The 17,798-nt window shown below is 70.6% G+C and carries 12 protein-coding genes; 4 read left to right on the forward strand and 8 right to left on the reverse strand.

The features are described 5' to 3' along the window. Positions 1-28: 28 nt before the first annotated feature. Both rsmA and argH read right to left on the reverse strand, forming a co-directional pair. Complete coding sequence (gene rsmA / locus LRG07_RS12380) at positions 29-826, reverse strand: 16S rRNA (adenine(1518)-N(6)/adenine(1519)-N(6))-dimethyltransferase RsmA (protein ID WP_201169840.1); 798 nt, start codon at positions 824-826, stop codon at positions 29-31. After that, positions 823-2,220: an argininosuccinate lyase gene (gene argH / locus LRG07_RS12385; protein ID WP_201169842.1), complete on the reverse strand. Its 1,398-nt coding sequence runs from the start codon at positions 2,218-2,220 to the stop codon at positions 823-825. Before argH ends, rsmA begins: the two co-directional genes overlap by 4 nt. 220 nt (positions 2,221-2,440) lie before the next feature. Here argH and hemC point away from each other — a divergent pair, with 220 nt between their 5' ends. The 4 genes from hemC to LRG07_RS12405 are packed head-to-tail and all read left to right on the forward strand — an operon-like array spanning position 2,441 to position 7,110. Continuing rightward, positions 2,441-3,373, forward strand: coding sequence for a hydroxymethylbilane synthase (gene hemC / locus LRG07_RS12390; protein ID WP_201169844.1), 933 nt, complete (start codon positions 2,441-2,443; stop codon positions 3,371-3,373). Next, on the forward strand, positions 3,370-4,164 hold the full coding sequence (locus LRG07_RS12395) for a uroporphyrinogen-III synthase (RefSeq protein WP_201169846.1): 795 nt from the start codon (positions 3,370-3,372) through the stop codon (positions 4,162-4,164). The genes hemC and LRG07_RS12395 overlap by 4 nt, the downstream gene beginning before the upstream one ends. Beyond that, positions 4,161-5,786 carry a uroporphyrinogen-III C-methyltransferase gene (locus LRG07_RS12400; protein ID WP_238637192.1) on the forward strand — a complete coding sequence of 542 codons (1,626 nt, stop codon included), beginning with the start codon at positions 4,161-4,163 and terminating at the stop codon, positions 5,784-5,786. The genes LRG07_RS12395 and LRG07_RS12400 overlap by 4 nt, the downstream gene beginning before the upstream one ends. Position 5,787: 1 nt before the next feature. Next, a complete protein-coding gene (locus LRG07_RS12405; RefSeq protein ID WP_238634092.1) occupies positions 5,788-7,110 on the forward strand; it encodes a heme biosynthesis HemY N-terminal domain-containing protein in 1,323 nt (440 codons plus the stop codon). A gap of 99 nt (positions 7,111-7,209) precedes the next feature. On the opposite strand, the gene LRG07_RS12410 is transcribed toward LRG07_RS12405, so the two are convergent. From LRG07_RS12410 to LRG07_RS12435, 6 genes are all read right to left on the reverse strand, one after another. Then, entirely contained in the window at positions 7,210-9,504 is a 2,295-nt protein-coding gene (locus LRG07_RS12410) for an NADP-dependent malic enzyme (RefSeq protein WP_201169856.1), read from the reverse strand. A 72-nt stretch (positions 9,505-9,576) separates the two neighbouring features. After that, positions 9,577-10,371, reverse strand: a complete 795-nt coding sequence (locus tag LRG07_RS12415) for an alpha/beta fold hydrolase (RefSeq protein WP_238642519.1) — start codon at positions 10,369-10,371, stop codon at positions 9,577-9,579. 15 nt (positions 10,372-10,386) lie between these two features. Beyond that, entirely contained in the window at positions 10,387-15,225 is a 4,839-nt protein-coding gene (locus LRG07_RS12420) for an NAD-glutamate dehydrogenase (protein ID WP_238642520.1), read from the reverse strand. 92 nt (positions 15,226-15,317) lie between these two features. Further along, positions 15,318-15,782: an SCP2 domain-containing protein gene (locus tag LRG07_RS12425; protein WP_201169863.1), complete on the reverse strand. Its 465-nt coding sequence runs from the start codon at positions 15,780-15,782 to the stop codon at positions 15,318-15,320. Further along, the gene (locus LRG07_RS12430; RefSeq protein ID WP_238642523.1) at positions 15,779-16,690 is read right to left on the reverse strand and encodes a U32 family peptidase; all 912 of its coding nucleotides are present in this window, start codon (positions 16,688-16,690) and stop codon (positions 15,779-15,781) included. The genes LRG07_RS12425 and LRG07_RS12430 overlap by 4 nt, the downstream gene beginning before the upstream one ends. A 19-nt stretch (positions 16,691-16,709) precedes the next feature. Further along, complete coding sequence (locus LRG07_RS12435; protein WP_201242979.1) at positions 16,710-17,705, reverse strand: peptidase U32 family protein; 996 nt, start codon at positions 17,703-17,705, stop codon at positions 16,710-16,712. Positions 17,706-17,798 lie beyond the last annotated feature (93 nt).

Consider the following 17,798-nt stretch of genomic DNA (forward strand, 5'->3'; position numbering starts at 1 on the left):
AAGCACCGTCAGTCAGTACGACTCCCTCTCACCGCCCTGCGGCGGTCTCCGGTGCGCCCCGTGCGGCATCGGCGAGGCGCACGAAGGCCTCCACCGAGAGCGTCTCGGCCCGCGCCCCGGGATCGACCCCCGCCGCCTCGAACGCCGCCTCCGCGACCCGCCCCTTGAGGCTGTTGCGCAGCGTCTTGCGCCGCCCGGCGAAGGCCGCCGTCACCACCTCCTGCAGCCACGCCTCGTCCTGGGCCGGCGCCGGCAGCGGACGGTGGGGGACGAGGCGAACAAACGACGACATCACCTTCGGCGCCGGGAAGAACGCCCCGGCCGGCACGTTGAAGCAGCGCTCCACCCGGCAGCGGTACTGCACCATCACCGACAGCCGCCCCCGGGTCCGGCTCCCCGGCGGCGCCACCATCCGATCCACCACCTCCCGCTGGAGGAGCAGGTGCAGATCCTCGATGGTGTCCGCGGCGGCGAGCAGGTGAAACAGGATCGGCGTCGAGACGTTGTAGGGCAGATTCCCCACCACGCGCAGTCGCCCCTGGGCCGGAGCCAGCCCGGCCGGATCCAGCTCCAGGGCGTCACCCTCGATCACCGTCAGGGCAGGGCCGAAACGCTCGCGCAGCCGGGGCGCCAGATCGCGGTCGAGCTCCACCGCCGTCAGGCTGCCCAGGCGTTCGAGCAGCGGCTCGGTCAGTGCCCCCTCGCCGGGGCCGATCTCCAGCAGCGTCTGCCCCTGCCGCGGGGCGATCGCCGTGATCATGCGCTGGATGACCGACGGATCGCGCAGGAAGTTCTGCCCGAAACGCTTACGCGGGCGGTGGCTCAAGCCAGGCGCTCCCGGGCCGCACGGGCCTGGGCACGGACCTGCTCCGGCGCCGTGCCGCCGATGTGGGAACGCGCCGCCACCGAGCCATCGAGGGTCAGGACCGCAAAGACGTCGTCGCCGATGGCCGCGGAGAACTGCCGCAGCTCCTCGAGGCTGAGCTCGGCCAGGTCGCGGTCGGCCTCCGTGGCGTAGCGCACGGCACGGCCGACCACCTCGTGGGCGTCGCGGAAAGCCAGCCCCTGGCGAACCAGGTAATCGGCCAGATCGGTGGCGGTGGCGAAACCGGCCCGGGCCGCCTCGCGGCAGCGTTCGCGGTTGACGGTCAGCGCCGGGACCATATCGGCGAAGGCGGTGAGCGCATCACGGGCCGTATCCACGGCATCGAACAGCGGCTCCTTGTCCTCCTGGTTGTCCCGGTTGTAGGCCAGCGGCTGGCCCTTCATCAGGGTCAGCAGCTGAACCAGGCTGCCCTGGGCCCGGGCGGCCTTGCCGCGCACCAGCTCCGCCACGTCGGGGTTCTTCTTCTGCGGCATGATCGACGAACCGGTGCAGAAGCGATCCGGCAAGTCGATGAAGCCAAACTGCTGCGACGTCCACAGCACCAGCTCCTCGGCCATGCGCGAGAGGTGCACGAGGACCAGGCTGGCGTCGGCACAGAACTCGATGGCGAAGTCGCGGTCACTGACCGAGTCCAGGGAGTTGCGCGTCGGCCCATCAAAGCCCAGCTCGCGGGCGGTCGCCTCGCGGTCGATGGGGAACGAAGTCCCGGCCAGCGCCGCGGCGCCCAGGGGGCACTGGTTGAGCCGGCGACGGCAGTCGGCCAGCCGGTCGCGATCGCGCTCGAGCATCTCGTACCAGGCCAGCATGTGGTGGCCGAAGGTCACCGGCTGGGCCACCTGCAGGTGGGTGAAGCCGGGCATGATGGTGTCGGCCTCGCGCTCGGCCAGATCGACCAGGCCGTTCTGGAAGCGGGCAAGCTCGGCGCGGATGGTGTCGATGGCCTCGCGCAGGAAGAGACGCACGTCGGTGGCGATCTGGTCGTTGCGCGAGCGGCCGGTATGGAGCTTCTTGCCGGCCTCGCCGATGCGCTGGGTCAACCGGTGCTCGATGTTCATGTGGACATCCTCGAGCTGCGGCGACCAGGGGAAGCGCTCCTCGACCACCTCCTGGCGGATCTCGGCCAGGCCCTGGAGGATGGCGTCGCGCTCGGCCTCGGTCAGCACACCGCGCTCGGCAAGCATGCGGGCGTGCGCCTCGGAGCCCTGGATGTCGTGCAGGGCGAGGCGGGCATCGAACTGCACCGAGGCCGAGAAGCGCTCGACGAATGCGTCGGTCGCCTCAGTGAAACGGCCGGTCCACAGCTGCTGGCCGGGGGCTGCGTCTTTCTGGCTCATAGCGGGTGCTCACGATCGCTTTTCAGTGGGCGGAAAGGGTCTCAAGCCGGTCGTCCCGCCCGGCGGGGGCGCCGGCGCGGCCGTCATTGTAGTGCCGAGCGGCCGTCGCGCGCGCCCCCTGCGGCGTCACTATCGGCGACAACAGGTTGAAACCGGGGCGGCATTGCGACGACACTTTAGCGTGTTTTTCTCCGAGTCTAACCAGTCAGGATGGACCGTAATGGCCGCTGAATCCCTGCGAATCGCCACCCGCCGTTCCCAGCTTGCCATGTGGCAGGCCGAGCACATCGCCGCCGAACTGCAGCGCCTGCACCCCGGCCTGGAGGTGGAGCTGGTCCCCATGTCCACCCGCGGCGACGAGATCCTCGATCAGCCGCTGGCGCGCATTGGCGGCAAGGGCTTGTTCATGAAGGAACTCGAGGACGGCATGCTGCGCGGCGACGCCGATCTGGCCGTGCACTCGATGAAGGACATCCCCTGGCGCCTGCCCGACGGCTTCGCCCTGGCCGCCGTCTCGGACCGGGCCGATCCGCGGGACGCCTTCGTCTCCAACCACTACACGGACCTGGATGAGCTCCCCCACGGCGCCCGGGTCGGTACGGCGAGCCTGCGCCGTCAATGCCAGATCATGGACCGCCGGCCCGACCTGCACATCGAGGTCCTGCGCGGCAACGTCCAGACCCGGCTGCGCAAGCTCGACGATGGCGTTTACGACGCCATCATCCTGGCCGCCTCCGGGCTCGACCGCCTGGAGCTGACGCACCGCATCGCCGGGCGCCTGACGCCGGAACAGAGCCTGCCTGCGGTGGGCCAGGGTGCGCTCGGCATCGAATGCCGGGAGGGCGACGAGCGGGTCATGAAGCTCGTGGAGGGTCTCAACCACGAGCCCACCCGCATCCGCATCAGCGCCGAGCGGGGCATGAATGCCCGGCTCGAGGGCAGCTGCCAGGTTCCCATCGGCGGCTACGCCGAGCTCGACGGCGACGAGGTCCACCTGCGCGGTCTGGTGGGCGCCGTTGACGGCAGCGAAGTCATCCGGGGCGAGATCCGCGGCCCCGCCGCCGATGCCGAGAACCTGGGCCGCCAGCTGGGCGACGACCTACTCGCCCGCGGGGCCGACCGCATCCTCAAGGCCCTCGCCGAGCAGCCATGACGGGGCCCCTGGACGGCACCGGCGTCGTCGTCAGCCGACCCGCCCACCAGGCGGAGGGTCTCGCTCACGCCCTGGAGGAGGCCGGCGCCGAGGTGTGGCGGTTTCCCACCCTGGAGATCGCCGCCGAGCCGGACGACGCGGCACGGCAGGAGGCAGCCCGGCAGGCCGCCGGCGCCGACTGGCTGATCTTCGTCAGTCAGAACGCCGTCGACCACGGGCTGCCACGCATCCGCGCCGCCGGTGGCCCCGCCGCCCACGCCCGCTGCGCCACCGTCGGCCGGGGCACCGCCGAGGCACTTCGTCGCAACGGCATCGAGGAGGTGCTCTACCCCCGCCATGGCGCCACGAGCGAGGATCTGCTGGAGGAAACGGAACTTGGCAGCATCAGCTCGGGGCGTGTCATGATAGTCCGCGGAGTCGGAGGGCGGCCGCACTTGGCCGAGACACTCCGCGACTGTGGCGCCGAGGTGGGTTTTCTGGAAGTCTATCGACGCATCCGGCCGTCGGCCGACCCCACCCCGCTGCTCGCGGCCGCCGAGGCCGACCGCGTTCAGGTCGTCATCGCCACCAGCGGCGAGGTTCTGGAGAACTTCCTGGAGCTCGTCGGGGACCGTGGCCGACGGTGGCTCGCCCGGGCTGCGGTGGTCGTCATCGGCGACCGGGTGGCGGTCATGGCGAGCCCCCACGCCGGACATGTCGAGATCGCGGCAACCGCGGCGGAAGAAGAGCTCACGGCGGCCACCGCACGCGCCGCCAGGGCCGTGGCAGAGATCAGGAGTAGGCGAAGATGAGCAACCCCAACCGTCCGGAGGACCGGAATCGCCCGGAGGATCCGAACCGCGGCGCGCAGAGTTCCTCCGAATCGCGCAGCGGTGATAGCCCGCGTCGCGGCGATGCCCGCCCAGGGCAGCCCGCCCCCCAGCCCGGCGCTGCCACCGGCAGCGGCAGCCAGGAGAGCGCCGGCGGTGGCCAGAGCGATACCCGGCCCGGTGAACAGCCGGGCGAGGCGGGCAGCAGCAGCGACGCCACCGGCCAGGAACGTTCCAGCAGCGCCGCCGCGAGCACCCAATCGAGCCAGGAGCAAGCCTCCGGCGGCGACGACAAGGAAGGCAAGGAGGACCACAAGGGTAAGGAGCAGGACAGCGGCAAGTCCGGCTCCGGAAGTGGCGGCGGCAGCGACGGAGGCGGTGGCAGTCGGCTGAGTTCCACCCCCGAACCGCGCAGCCGTTTCACCCTGTGGTTCGTCATCGTTCTGCTCGGCGGCGGCACCGTTGCTGCGGGCGTCTACGGTTATCAGCTCTACGAGGAACTGCAGGCCGCTCAGCAAGAGCTCGACGAGCGCGTCGCCGCCCAGGAGGAGCGCGATGCCGAGCTCGACGAGACCCTTGAGAAGGCACGCGAGCAGGCCGAGGCCGCCGCCCGCCTGGAAGAGTACCTGGAGGACTTCGACGCCCTCGCCGCGGACGTCGAGGCAGCCAAGCAGGCTAGCGACGATACCGCCGATAGCCTGGCGTCACTGGAGTCCCGCGTGGACGATCTGGCCGCCCGGTTCGATGAGCTGGGCGATGCGGAGGGCGTCGGCGAGGCCGCGCTGGGGGATCTGGACGCGCGACTGACCGAGCGCATGGACGAGATCGAGTCCCGCCTTGAAGAGCGGGTCGAGGAACTTGCTGCGGCGCAGGAGGGGCTCGACGAGGACATGGAGCGCCTCGGGGCGCGCAGCGAGCAGGAAGAGGAAGGCTGGCTGAAGGCCGAGGCCGGCTACCTGGCGCAGATTGCCATCCACCGGGTCCGCCACCACCACGACGTGGATTCCGCCTTGGCCGCCCTGCGGGGCGCCGACGGCCTCCTGGCCGAACTCGGCGGCGAGAGCATCCCGGAGCGCCAAGCCATCCGCGAGGCCATCGACGCCCTGCTCGACTACTCCGGCCCGGATATTGGCGGCATCCGCGAGCGCATCACTGCGCGCATGGACGAGATCAATGACCTTGCCCTCACCGGCGATCCGGGCGAGGGCGTGGCCCCGGATCTGCCGGAGCTCGACGAAGCCGAGGAGGGCTGGCGGGGCGCTCTGAGTCGGGCCTGGAGCCGCCTGCGCGAGGGACTCGGTGAGCTGGTCCGGGTGCAACACGAGGAGGAGCTGGAAGAACTCCTCACCCCGGAGCAGCAGTACTTCCTGCGCGAGGGGCTGCGTCTGCAGCTGGAGAGCGTCCTGCTGGCACTGCACAGCGGCGACCAAGAGAGCTATCGCGCCGGGCTGGAGCGGGCCGCCGGGTGGCTGGAACGCCGCTTCGACACCGACGACGAGCGCGTCGCCGAGGCCAGAGACGACCTACTGGACTTGGCCGACGAGCCGATCCGGCACGACCTGCCGGATATCGAACCCCTCCTTGAACCAGTGAAGCCGTTCTGACATGCGCCGCCTGTTCATCTACCTACTGATCCTGGCCGGTGCCGTACTTACGGCGCTGTACTTCAACCAGCAGGAGGGCTACGTGATGCTCTCCGTGGGGCCTTGGCGGCTGGAGATGAGCTTGCTCTTCTCCGCCGTGGTCCTGGGGCTCTTGGTCCTCCTGCTCTACCTGGCCCTGGCCGCCCTTGGGCGGCTGTGGAGCATGCCGCGCCGGCTGCGTAGCTGGCAGGGCCAGCGGCGGCAGGAGTCGGCCCGCACAGAACTCACCTCCGGGCTGCTGCGCTTTGCCGAGGGTGACTACGACACCGCCGAAAAGCAGCTGGTGCACAGCGCCCGGCGCAGCGAGGCGCCCCTGGTGAACTACCTGACCGCGGCGATCGCCGCCCAGCGCCGGGGCGCCCGCGAGGTGCGGGACGGCTACCTGACCACGGCCGAGAAGAGCGGGCCCGACGCCAACCTGGCGGTCCGGCTGCTCCAGGCGCAGCTGCAGGCCGAATCGGGGCAGTGGGAAGAGGCTCAGGCGAGCGTGTCGGCCGTCCTCGATAAGGAGCCCAAGCATCGCCGGGCCCTGGAGCTGATGATCGGCTGCTGTCGCGCCCTGGGCGACTGGGAGCGGCTCGAGCCCCTGCTGCCGCGCATCGACCGCCAAGGCATCCTGCCCAAGAACGAACTCCTCGATCTCAACCGCTGGGTGGCCCGAGAGCGCCTGGCGCGGGCCTCCGGCGAGGACAAGCAGGCCCTGCAAGAGGCGTGGCAGGACCTGAGCCGGGGCCTGCGCAAGGATCCCGAGGTGCTCTGCGCCTACGTGGACGGGCTGATCACCCTCGGGGAGGTACAGAGCGCCGAGGAGCTCATCCAGAAGCAGCTGCAGAAGGAGTGGAACCCCGAGCTGCTCGAGCGCTACGCTCGCCTGCCGGCCGACGACACCGCCACCTACGCGACGCGGCTGGAGAAGGCCGAGGGCTGGATCCAAGCCCACCGGGACGATCCGAAGACCCTCTACGCCGCGGGCATCCTGGCCCTGCAGGCCGAGCAGTGGGACCGGGCCCGGGACTACCTGCAGGCCGCCGTGGACCAGACGGCCCGGCCGGAGTACCTGCGCACCCTCGGTGCCCTGCAGGAGCATCTGGGGGACTACGACGGGGCCCGGGCCACCTATCGCCTGGCCATGGACCTCTCCGGCGCCGGCAGCGACGCCCTCCCTGGTCTGCCGGGGCCCGCCCCGGAGCGCCCGGCGGCGCCGGAGCTCGAGGAGGGCCGTTCGGACGCCCCCCCCGACTACGCCCCCGGCGACGACACCGAGGGGCGACCCCGCAACGACTGACACCCACGCTGCGGGCGACCGGCGGGCAAACGAGAGGCCCCGGGCCACTTAGAGTGGCCCGGGGCCTTTTTCGTACCCCCTTCTGCCGCCGCCCCGGCGCTACGTCTGCTTCCCGGCGTCCACAGCCTCGGTCATCTGCGCCTCGACCACCGACAGGGCGGTGAGGTTGACGATGGCCCGGACCGTCGAGGACGGCGTTAGCAGGTGGGCCGGCTTGGCGGTCCCGAGCAGGATCGGCCCCACCGAGACACTGTCGGTGGTCGCCTTGAGCAGATTGAAGGAGATGTTGGCGGCGTCCAGCCCGGGCATGATCAGCAGGTTCGCTTCGCCCTCCAGCTGCGCATCGGGGAAGATGCGCCGCCGCACCTCCTCGGAGATCGCCGCATCGCCGTGCATCTCGCCCTCGACCTCGAGGGCCGGGTCCCGATCCTGGATCAGCTCCAGGGCGTGGCGCATCTTTTCCGCCGATGGCTGCGACGAGGTCCCGAAGTTCGAGTGCGAGAGCAGGGCCACCTTCGGCGTGGTTCCGAAACGGCGCACCTCATCGGCGGCCAGCAGGGTCATCTCGGCAATCTCGTGGGGGTTGGGATCCTGGTTGACGTAGGTGTCCGCCAGGAAGAAAGTCCCCTTGGGCATGATCAGCACGTTCATGGCCGCCAGGTTCCGCACCCCACGGCGTCGACCGATAACGTCCTGGATATGCTGCATCTGCCGCTGGTAGCGCCCCTCGATACCGCCGACCAGGGCATCTGCATCGCCCAAGTGGACCATCAGCGCACCGATGACGGTATTGCGCGTGCGCACCACGGTCCGTGCCCGCGCCGGGGTCACACCGCGGCGGGCCATCAGGTGGTAGTACGCCTGCCAGTAGTCGCGGTAGCGCGGGTCGCCCTCCGGGTCGACCAGCTCGAAGTCCTCGTCGATCTGCACGCGCAGGCCGAGCTGACGCAGCCGCTTCTCGACCACTCGCCGCCGCCCGACCACGATGGGCCGCGCCAGATTCTCGTCCACGACCAGCTGCACGGCGCGCAGGATGCGCTCCTCCTCGCCGTCGGTGTAGACCACCCGCTTGGGCTGCTCGCGGGCGCGCTCGAAGATCGGCTTCATCACCAGGCCCGACTGGAACACGTACTGCTGCAGCTGCAGCCGATAGGCCTCGAAGTCGTTGATCGGCCGGCAGGCAACCCCGCTCTCCATGGCGGCGTGGGCCACTGCCGGCGCCACGCGGCTGATCAACCGGGGGTCGAACGGCTTGGGGATCAGGTAGTCGGCCCCGAAGCTCCAGGGCCGCCCCCCGTAGGCCGCCACCACTTCCTCGGAGGACTCCTCGGTGGCCAGGTCGGCGATGGCCTCCACCGCGGCGATCTTCATCGCCTCGTTGATGGCGCTGGCGCCCACGTCCAGCGCCCCACGGAAGATGAATGGGAAGCACAGGACGTTGTTCACCTGGTTCGGATAATCCGAGCGGCCGGTGGCGAGCACCGCATCGGGACGGGCCTCCCGCGCCTCCTCGGGGAGGATCTCGGGGACCGGATTGGCCAGCGCCATGATGATCGGCCGATCGGCCATCAGATTGACCATCTCGGCGTTGAGCACCCCCGGTGCCGACAGGCCCAGGAAGATATCCGCACCCTCGATCACTTCACGCAGGCTCCGCGCGGCCGTCTCCCGGGCGTAGCCCTCCTTGCGCGGATCCATGTACTCCTTGCGCCCCTTATAGACCACGCCCTTTCGATCGGTGACGGTGATCTGCTCCCTAGGCAGGCCCATGGCCACCAGCAGGTCGAGGCAGGCGATAGCCGCCGCCCCGGCACCGGAGCAGACCAGGGTGACGTCCTCCAGGCGCTTACCCACCACGCGCAGGCCGTTGCGGATGGCCGCGGCGGTGATGATGGCGGTGCCGTGTTGATCGTCGTGGAAGACCGGGATGTTCATCCGGCGCTTGAGGGCCTCCTCGATCTCGAAGCACTCCGGCGCCTTGATGTCCTCCAGGTTGATGCCCCCGAAGGTCGGCTCCAGGGCGGAGACGATGTCGACGAAGCGCTCGGCGTCCGGCTCGTCGACCTCGATATCGAAGACATCGATGCCGGCGAACTTCTTGAACAGGACGCCCTTGCCCTCCATCACCGGCTTCGACGCCAGCGGACCGATGTTGCCCAGTCCGAGGACGGCGGAGCCGTTGGTGATCACCGCCACCAGGTTGCCCCGGGTGGTCATGGCGGCCGCCTCGCGGGGATCGTTGACAATGGCTTCGCAGGCCGAGGCCACGCCGGGCGAGTAGGCCAGGGCGAGGTCACGCTGGTTAGCCAGCGGTTTGCTGGGGATGACCTCGATCTTGCCAGGGGTTGGCTGTCGGTGGTATTCGAGGGCGGCTTCTTTGAAGTCGTCGGACATATAAATTCCCTTGGGGTGTTGAATCAGCCCAGTATAGGGTGAGCTTGATGCTTGCTTCCAGGGTGGCCGGGCCTACCGGGCCGGGTAGGTCCGCGCCAGGAAACGCTCCACGGCAGCCGCGAAGGCCTCGGGCTGCTCGGCGTGCAGCCAGTGACCAGCGCCCTCCAGGGCCTCGAACTCGGCCGCCGGAAAATACCCGGCCGCGGCATCCCGGTGCCGGACCGGGTCGAAGTAGTCAGAGGCCGTTCCATAGAGGAACAGTGCCGGGCCGTCATAAGTACCCGCCAGATCCGGAAAACCCTGGATATCCGGCACCGCCTCGGCGAGGAGCTGCAACGGGATACGCCACTGGTAACCACCCCCGGCGGCAGGGACCAGGTTGGTCAGCAGGAACTGGCGGACCGCCGGCGACGTGATCTCGGCCGCCAGGGCGGCATCCACCTCGCGCCGACTGGCGGCCCCGGCCACATCGACCCGTTGCAGGGCGGCGATCACGGTGGCGTGCTCGTGCCGGTAGGCCACCGGAGCGATGTCTGCGGCGACCACCGCCGCCACCGGCCGAGGCCGGGTCAGGGCGAGGGTCATGGCCACCTTGCCGCCCATGGAGTGGCCCAGCACGGCCACCCGCTCAACACCCTCGCGATCGAGCAGCGCCTCCACATCGGCGGCCAGTGCCGGGTATTCCATGCCCGGCCGATGCGGTGACCGGCCGTGGTTGCGCAGATCCGGGGTCAACACCCGGTAGTCAGCGGCGAAGCGGCGGGTGAAGCGGTTGAGGTTGCCGCCACTGCCGTAGAGGCCGTGGAGCAGGAGCAGCGGCGCCCCCGCACCGCGGGTGGTCAGGGAGAGTTGCACCGGTTCGCGCATAGGACCTCGTATGATTCAGGACTCGGGGAGACGGCGGGCATCGCCCACCTGGACCAGCGCCTTGAGCTCCTGGACGGCCACGGCCAGGACGGCGCCGCCCGGCGCCGCGCTCTGCTGCACCTCGGCCAGCACGGTCTGCAGGCGCTCCAACGCCACGCGCCGCTCGCCCAGGAAACCGTCGACGGCCGCCGGATCGGCGCCGCGGGTCGCCACCAGCTGCGCCGTCAGGCCGCGCAACTGGAGATCGTAATCCGCCACCAGCCCCTCGCGGAAGCGCACCTGCCAACCGTCATGGGCCTCGAGCCGCTCCAACCGCCGACGCAGACCCGCCAGGCCGAGGCCCTCGACCAGACGGAAGTGGCTGGCTGCGATGGCCAGGATGTCGGCCCCGGTGGATTCTGCCACCTTCACCCAGTCCAGCGCCGGGTAGAGCTCGGGCAGGGTCGCCATCCGCCGCGCCAGCCCCGGCGGCAGGCCGGCCTGCTCGAGCCGCTTTCCCTCGGCCGCCAGAGCCTCCGCCCGAGCGGCGGGCAGCAGATCGCTGAGGTGCTCGTTGAGCCGCTGCAGGCTCGGCCGCACGCGAGATACCGCAGCCGCGGCGCCGCCCTCGGCGTCCCCGAGCCCGGCACCGAGGTTGCGCAGCAGCCACAGCGTCGCGTGCTCGTGGAGTTCTCGCACCCCCTGGAGCAGGCCGGTGACCACGCCGTGGTCCACCTCGCTCGCCCGCGCCTCGACACCCTCCCAGGCGGCGTCGAGCGCGAACATCGCCTCGGCCACGAACCACGCCCGCACCACCTCCGCCACCTCGCAGCCCGAGCGCGCGGCCAGCCGCGCGCAGAAGGTCTCGCCCATGCGGTTGACCACCCGGTTGGCGGCGGCGGTGGCCACCAGTTCCCGGCGCAGACGGTGGCCGCGGACGCGCTCGGCGTAACGCTCGCCGAGCGCCGGCGGGAAGTAGTCGAACAGCAACGGCTCCATGAACGCCTCACCGGGCAGCGCCGAGGCGCGCAGTTCGCGCTGGACGACGATCTTGGCGTAGGCCAGTAGTACCGCCAGTTCGGGCCGCAGCAGCCCCAACTCCCGCGCGGCCCGCTCGGCCAGTGCCTCATCGTCGGGCAGCCCCTCGAGGGTCCGATCGAGAACGCCGTCACGCTCGAGCCGGCGCATCAGCTCGGCGTGCTCATCGAGCCGCGCCGTGGCCTCGGCTTCGGCCAGGCTCAGGGCGCCGGCCTGGGCGCGGCAGGTCTCGAGGACCCGTTCCGCCACCTCCTCGGTCATTTCCGCCAGAAGCGCATCACGGTGACGGCCGGTGAGTTCGCCGTCGTCGCGGGCTTCGTTAAGCAGGATTTTGATATTGACCTCGTGGTCGGAGCAGGCCACACCGCCGACGTTGTCGATGGCGTCGGTGTTGATCCGGCCGCCGGCGGCGGCGTACTCCACCCGCGCCGCCTGGGTGAAGCCCAGGTTGCCGCCCTCGCCCACCACGCGGCAGCGCAGCTGACGCGCGTCGATTCGCACTCCGTCGGTGGCCTTGTCGCCGACCTCGGTGTGGCTCTGCTCCCGGGCCTTGACGTAGGTACCGATGCCGCCGTTCCAGAGCAGATCCACCGGGGCGCGCAGCACAGCCTGGATGAGCTGGTCCGGGGTCAGCTCAGCGGTCTCAATGCCGAGCGCCCGGCACGCCTCGGAGGAGAGCGAGACGGACTTGGCACTGCGCGGATAGACGCCGCCGCCGGCGGAGATCCGCGCCGGATCGTAGTCCGCCCAGCTAGAACCCTCCAGAGCGAACAGCCGCTGACGCTCAGCGTAGGCAAGCGCCGCGTCCGGCTGCGGGTCGATGAAGACGTGCCGGTGGTCGAAGGCGGCCACCAGGCGGATCTGCTCGGAGCAGAGCATGCCGTTGCCGAAGACATCGCCGGACATGTCGCCGATGCCGACTACTGTCAGAGGCTCGCGCTGGACATCGCGACCAAGCTCGCGGAAGTGCCGCCGCACCGACTCCCAGGCACCGCGCGCGGTGATGCCCATCGCCTTGTGGTCGTAACCGGCCGAGCCACCCGAGGCGAAGGCATCGTCCAACCAGAAGCCGTGGGCCGCCGAAACGCTGTTGGCCAGATCCGAGAAGCTAGCCGTACCCTTGTCCGCCGCGACCACTAGATAGGGGTCGTCACCGTCGTGGCGGAGCACCCCTTCCGGCGGCACCACCCGGCCATCGCGGAGGTTGTCGGTAACCTGGAGCAGCGCCTCGATGTAGGACCGGTAGGCGTCGCGGACCGCTTCACGCTGCGCCGCCCCGGCGCCGGGCAAATCCTTGACCACGAAACCGCCCTTGGCCCCGACCGGCACGATAGCGGCGTTTTTGACCATCTGCGCTTTCATCAGCCCGAGCACCTCACTGCGGAAATCCTCGCGCCGCGTCGACCAGCGCAGCCCGCCGCGGGCCACCTCGCCGCCGCGCAGGTGAACCCCCTCGAAGGCCGGGGCATAGACGAAGATCTCCGCCCACGGCACCGGCCGCGGCAGGTCGGGGATACTGGCCGGATGCAGCTTGAGGGCCAGCGGTGCCCCTGTCGCGGCGGTGTAGTGGTTGGTGCGGGCGGTGGCCTCCAGCGCCGCCAGCAGCTGGCGCAGGATCCGATCCTGATCCAGGCTGGCCACCCCCTGCAGCGCCTCGCGGATGGCCGCCGCCTCGCCGGCGACCCGCTCGGCGTCGGCGCGTCCGGGGTCGAAGCGGGCGTGGAAAAGGGCCACCAGCAGCGCGGCGATGCGCGGATGCGCCGCCAGGGTCTCGGCCATGTAGGCCTGGGAGAAGGTGCTCCCGATCTGACGCAGATAGCGGGCATAGGCACGCAGCACAGCCACCTCGCGCCAGTCCAGGCCAGCGGCCAGGACCAGGCGATTGAAGCCGTCGCTCTCGGCCGCCTGTGACCAGACGGCGCCGAAGGCGTCGCGGAAACGCTCGCCCACCGCCTGGGGGTCGCACCCCCCCACCCCCTGCCAGCACAGACCGAAATCGTGAATCCAGCAGACCGGAGCACCGGTGGCGGCGACCTCGAAGGGTTGCTCGTCCACCACCCGCAGGCCCATGTCCTCGAACACCGGCAGCGCGTCGGAAAGGCTGGCCGGGCGTGCCCCGTGGAAGAGTTTGAAGCGCAGCGCCCCAGCACCGGCCTCCACGGGCCGGTAGAGGACCATCTGCGGGCCCGCGCCGCGGTTCACGCGCTCGATCCGCTCTACGTCCTGGGCCGCCACCCGGGCGGGCACCCCCTCCTGGTAGGCCACCGGGAAGGCGTCGGCGTAGCACTGCGCCAGGCGACTGCCCTGTTCCTCGCCGAGCCGCTCGTGCAGAGCCTCCTGCAGGCTGTCGGCCCACGAGCGCACGGCCTCGGCCAGACGCCCCTCGAGAGCGCACAGGTCGACATCGGGCACGCCGCGCCCGGGCAGGGGCAGGATGAAGCGGATGCGCGCCAGGAGCGACTCGCCGATCTGGACGCTGAAATCGCTCTCGGGCGCCCCCAGGGCCTGCTCGAGGCGGGCCTGGATGCGCCGCCGATTGGCCGTGTCGTAGCGCTCCCGCGGGACGTAGACCAGGCAGGAGGCGAAGCGCTGCCAGGGATCGTAGCGCACCAGCAGGCGCACCCGCGGGCGCTCGCGCAGGTGGAGCACGGCGCGAGCGATGCGCTCGAGTTCGTCAACCTCGATCTGGAAGAGCTCGTCCCGCGGGTAGGTCTCAAGGATGTTGAGCAGCGCCTTACCGGCGTGACTCTCGGCCGGGTAACCGGCGCGCTGAAGGACCGTGACCACCTTGCGGCGCAGCAGCGGAATCTCCTGAGCGCTGCGGTAGTAGGCCGCCGAGGTGTAGAGACCCAGGAAACGGTGCTCGCCCACCACCCGCCCCTGCGCATCGAAACGTTTGACCCCGAGGTAGTCCATGGGGCCGGGACGGTGCACCGGCGAGCGGGCGTTGGTCTGGGTCAGGATCAGCGGCTCGGGCTCCAGTGCGCGCTCCTGCACCTCCGGGGCCAGAGCGGCAAAGCGCAGCGAGGGGGTCGCCGGCGCGTGACGCAGGATGCCGCAGGCCCGGTCCGGCTCCGGCACCAGGCAGAGGCCGTCGTCGGCCTGCTCGAGGCGGTAGGCCCGGTAGCCGATGAAGGTGAAATGGTGCTCGGCCGCCCAACGCAGAAAGGCGTCCACCTCGGCCCGGTCTGCGGCGGCGAGCCCGGGTGGCGGACACTCCTGGAGCTCGTCGGCGGCAGCCAGGAGCTGGCTGCGCATCGCGCGCCAGTCGTCGACAACGGTGGCGACGTCGTCGAGGACGGCCTGCAGTCGCCGATGCAGGGCATCAAGCTCCTCGGGGGCGGTGCGCCGATCCACCTCGAAGTGCATGAACGCGGTCAGGGGGGCATCCGCGTCGTCCACCGCCGCGACGCCCTCGCCCCCTTCCTGGCGGCGCACGGCGAGCACCGGGTGGAACAAACGGTGGATGGCGAGCCCCTGCTGCTGCAGGGCCATGGTCACCGAATCGATCAGGAAGGCACGGTCGTCGACGACCAGGTCGACGACGGTGTGACGGCTCTCCCAGCCGTGCTGCTCCGGGTCCGGGTTGTAGACGCGAATCGCCGCCTGGCCTGGCGGCCGGCGCCCGGCCAGGCGCCAGTGGGCGACGGCGGCGCCGAGGAGGTCCTCGGGATCCCGATCCTCGAGATCCTCGGCCGCGACCCGGGCGTAATAGCGCGTCACGAAACGCGCCAGATCGTCCGCCTGTTGTCGGGGCCAGCGCCTGCCGATCCGCTCGCCCAGGCGTCGACGCGGATCGTCGCTGCCGCCGCAACCCCGCTCACCAGCACCGCTCATCACCTGCCCCTCTGTCCGCCAGCCCCCCACCCCGCGGGGCGCGCCACTCCACTGTAGTGGCTCGGGGGGCACCGCGGCCAGGGAGGCGGCCGCTACACCTTGACCTGGGCAGCGGCCGCCTCGAGGGCGCGGCACAGGGGCCCGGGCAACCGGTGGCGGGGCTCGTAGCTCTCCAGCAGGTTCTTCACCGACAGGCCCAGGGCAACATCGCCCTCGACGCTAAGCCGCCGGCGGAAGAAGAGCATGTCCGGGTCGGCAGCGCCGCCGGCCAGCGCCAGGAACGCGGCGGCATCTCCACGGATGGTGACATCCGCCCCAGCGGGCTCGGCCGTGGCCAGTCGTCCATCGCGGAGGGTGAAGCCGTAGGCCAGCCGGGCGTCGGTGACCTCCAACGCCAGCGTCCGGTCGACGAGGATCTCCAGCTCGCCGTCGGCCAGCGCGTCCGCCAGCACCTGCTGCAGAACCGCCGGCACCACGGCGGCATTGACCGGCCCGGGCACGAAGCGTAGCGGTGCCAGTAGCAGCGGCAGGGCCTGATCGAGCTGCGGTCTCTTCATCGGTCTGCCTCCGCCATCCCCGGCTCGGGGGCCTTGCGGGTGTGTCCGGCCTCGCCCCACCAGTAGCCGTCGCACTGCTGCCCCGGCTCCGGCTCGTGCAGCGTCGCCGGCTCGCCGGCGATCGCGGACCGGAAAGCGGCCACCACCTGGTCCATGGCACCGGGGCGTGGTGAAAGGCGCACCGCGCTCACGCCCATCTGCTGCATGTCCGGGATGGCCGGGAGCAGATTGGCGCAGCCCCAGGACTGGGTCTGGATACCGTTGATGACCAGAAACGGCTCCCCGGCCCGGGTGGTCACCGGCAACCCCTCGGGGTGGTGACCGCAGACAAAGCCGCAGTCGTCCTTGGGGCGGTCGTAGTGCCGGGCCGAGAAACACCGGGCCGAGAAGGCCAGCGGCTGGCGGCCGTAGGCGAAGACCTCGGTCTCCATGGCTTCGCCGCCGAGTTCGGTGAGTTCGCGGAGCACCCCGCGCAGGGAGTCACCGGGCAACTCCATGGGCGGCACCCAGCGCACCGCGCCGGCGCGCTGCATGGCACGCAGGGCGCGACCGCTGTAGAGGTTGAGGGTCGGCCCGGCGACAAAGGGGAGGCCGCGGCGCTCCAGTTCGCTGACCGCGGTGAAGTCGTTGGCTTCGACCCGCAGCTCGCCGTTATCGCACAGCCGACGTACCACCGACGCCTCGGAGCGCGCCTCGACGAGGCTCAGGGTGGAGAGCACCACCTCGTGGCCCTCCTCGGCCAGCTCGCGGCCGAGACCGATCCACTCCTCGGGACGCAGCTCGCGGCGGCGGCCGCAGACTGTCTCACCCAGGTAGAAGGTATCGACCCGCCCGCGCAACCCGTCGTAGAACCGGCGGATATCGGCCGCCGGCCAGTGGTAGAGAATCGGCCCGATCGCGATCTTCATCGGCTTGCCCTCTCGCCGGTCACTGCCAGTTGCGCTCGTAGGGGCCGAGGGTGGTGGTGGCCCCCTCGGAGAACTCGCGCAGGGCCGCCACCTGCGCCGGGTCCGGGGTGTAGTCGCCCTCGGCTTCGGGGATGCGGTCGATGAGCTGTCGCCAGATGCGGGTCACCTTACCCACGTAGGCCGGGCTGCGCTGGCGTCCCTCGATCTTGACCGCGTGGATGCCGGCGCGCTTGAGCCGCGGCAACAGCTCGGCGGTCTCCAGGCTGGTGGGCGACTCGAAGGCGTGCTCCAAGGCCCCCTCGACGTCATAGCGCCCCTTGCAGATGGTCGGATAGCCCGCCGGCTCGTCGGGCGCGAAGCGGTCGATGAGCAGCCCACCGAGCCGCGCCTCGCGGCCCTGGGGGGTCTCCTGCCACTGCACGGCCCACGCCGGCGAGCACGCCCCCACGGTATTGGGCGATTCGCCGGTGGCGTAAGAGGAAAGCAGGCAGCGCCCTTCGGCCATGACGCACAGCGAGCCGAAGCCGAAGACCTCGAGCTCGACGTCGGTATCACCGGCCAGGGCCTCGACCTGCTGGATGGAAAGCACGCGCGGCAGCACGGCGCGGCTGACCCCGTAGCAGCGCTTGTAGAAGTCGAGGGCCTCGGGGGTGGTCGCCGAGGCCTGGACGGAGAGGTGCAGGCCCAGATCCGGCCACTGTTCAGCGGTGTACTCGAGCAGGCCCAGATCGGCGACGATGACGGCGTCGGCGCCGATGCGGGCGGCCTCGTCGATGGAGCGCTGCCATTGCGCCCATCCACCGGCCTGGACGTAGGAGTTGACGGCGACGAGGACGCGCACGCCCCGCTGATGGGCGTACTCGACGCCCCGTGCGGCCTGCTCCGGGGTAAAGTTGAGCCCCGGGAAGTGGCGTGCGTTGGTCGCATCCCGGAAGCCGATGTAGACCGTGTCGGCCCCGTTGTCCACGGCGGCGCGCAGGGCGGTCAGGTTACCGGCCGGGCAGAGCAGTTCCATGGGTTCCTCCGTCGCTCACCGACTAACCGATGCATTCTAACCGATCGCCGGCCTGAGCGAAGCCTGCCGCTACGCCTGAATGGCGCCGAGCCG

This window comes from Halorhodospira sp. 9622, from assembly GCF_022228025.1.
Classification (GTDB): Bacteria; Pseudomonadota; Gammaproteobacteria; order Nitrococcales; family Halorhodospiraceae; genus Halorhodospira; species Halorhodospira halophila_A.

Excerpts from the sequence above, each read along its gene's own strand:
- argH (WP_201169842.1), bottom strand. The coding sequence starts at position 2,220 with ATGAGCCAGAAAGACGCAGCCCCCGGCCAGCAGCTGTGGACCGGCCGT.
- hemC (WP_201169844.1), top strand. The coding sequence starts at position 2,441 with ATGGCCGCTGAATCCCTGCGAATCGCCACCCGCCGTTCCCAGCTTGCC.
- LRG07_RS12395 (WP_201169846.1), top strand. The coding sequence starts at position 3,370 with ATGACGGGGCCCCTGGACGGCACCGGCGTCGTCGTCAGCCGACCCGCC.
- LRG07_RS12400 (WP_238637192.1), top strand. The coding sequence starts at position 4,161 with ATGAGCAACCCCAACCGTCCGGAGGACCGGAATCGCCCGGAGGATCCG.
- LRG07_RS12405 (WP_238634092.1), top strand. The coding sequence starts at position 5,788 with ATGCGCCGCCTGTTCATCTACCTACTGATCCTGGCCGGTGCCGTACTT.
- LRG07_RS12410 (WP_201169856.1), bottom strand. The coding sequence starts at position 9,504 with ATGTCCGACGACTTCAAAGAAGCCGCCCTCGAATACCACCGACAGCCA.
- LRG07_RS12415 (WP_238642519.1), bottom strand. The coding sequence starts at position 10,371 with ATGCGCGAACCGGTGCAACTCTCCCTGACCACCCGCGGTGCGGGGGCG.
- LRG07_RS12420 (WP_238642520.1), bottom strand. The coding sequence starts at position 15,225 with ATGAGCGGTGCTGGTGAGCGGGGTTGCGGCGGCAGCGACGATCCGCGT.
- LRG07_RS12425 (WP_201169863.1), bottom strand. The coding sequence starts at position 15,782 with ATGAAGAGACCGCAGCTCGATCAGGCCCTGCCGCTGCTACTGGCACCG.
- LRG07_RS12430 (WP_238642523.1), bottom strand. The coding sequence starts at position 16,690 with ATGAAGATCGCGATCGGGCCGATTCTCTACCACTGGCCGGCGGCCGAT.
- LRG07_RS12435 (WP_201242979.1), bottom strand. The coding sequence starts at position 17,705 with ATGGAACTGCTCTGCCCGGCCGGTAACCTGACCGCCCTGCGCGCCGCC.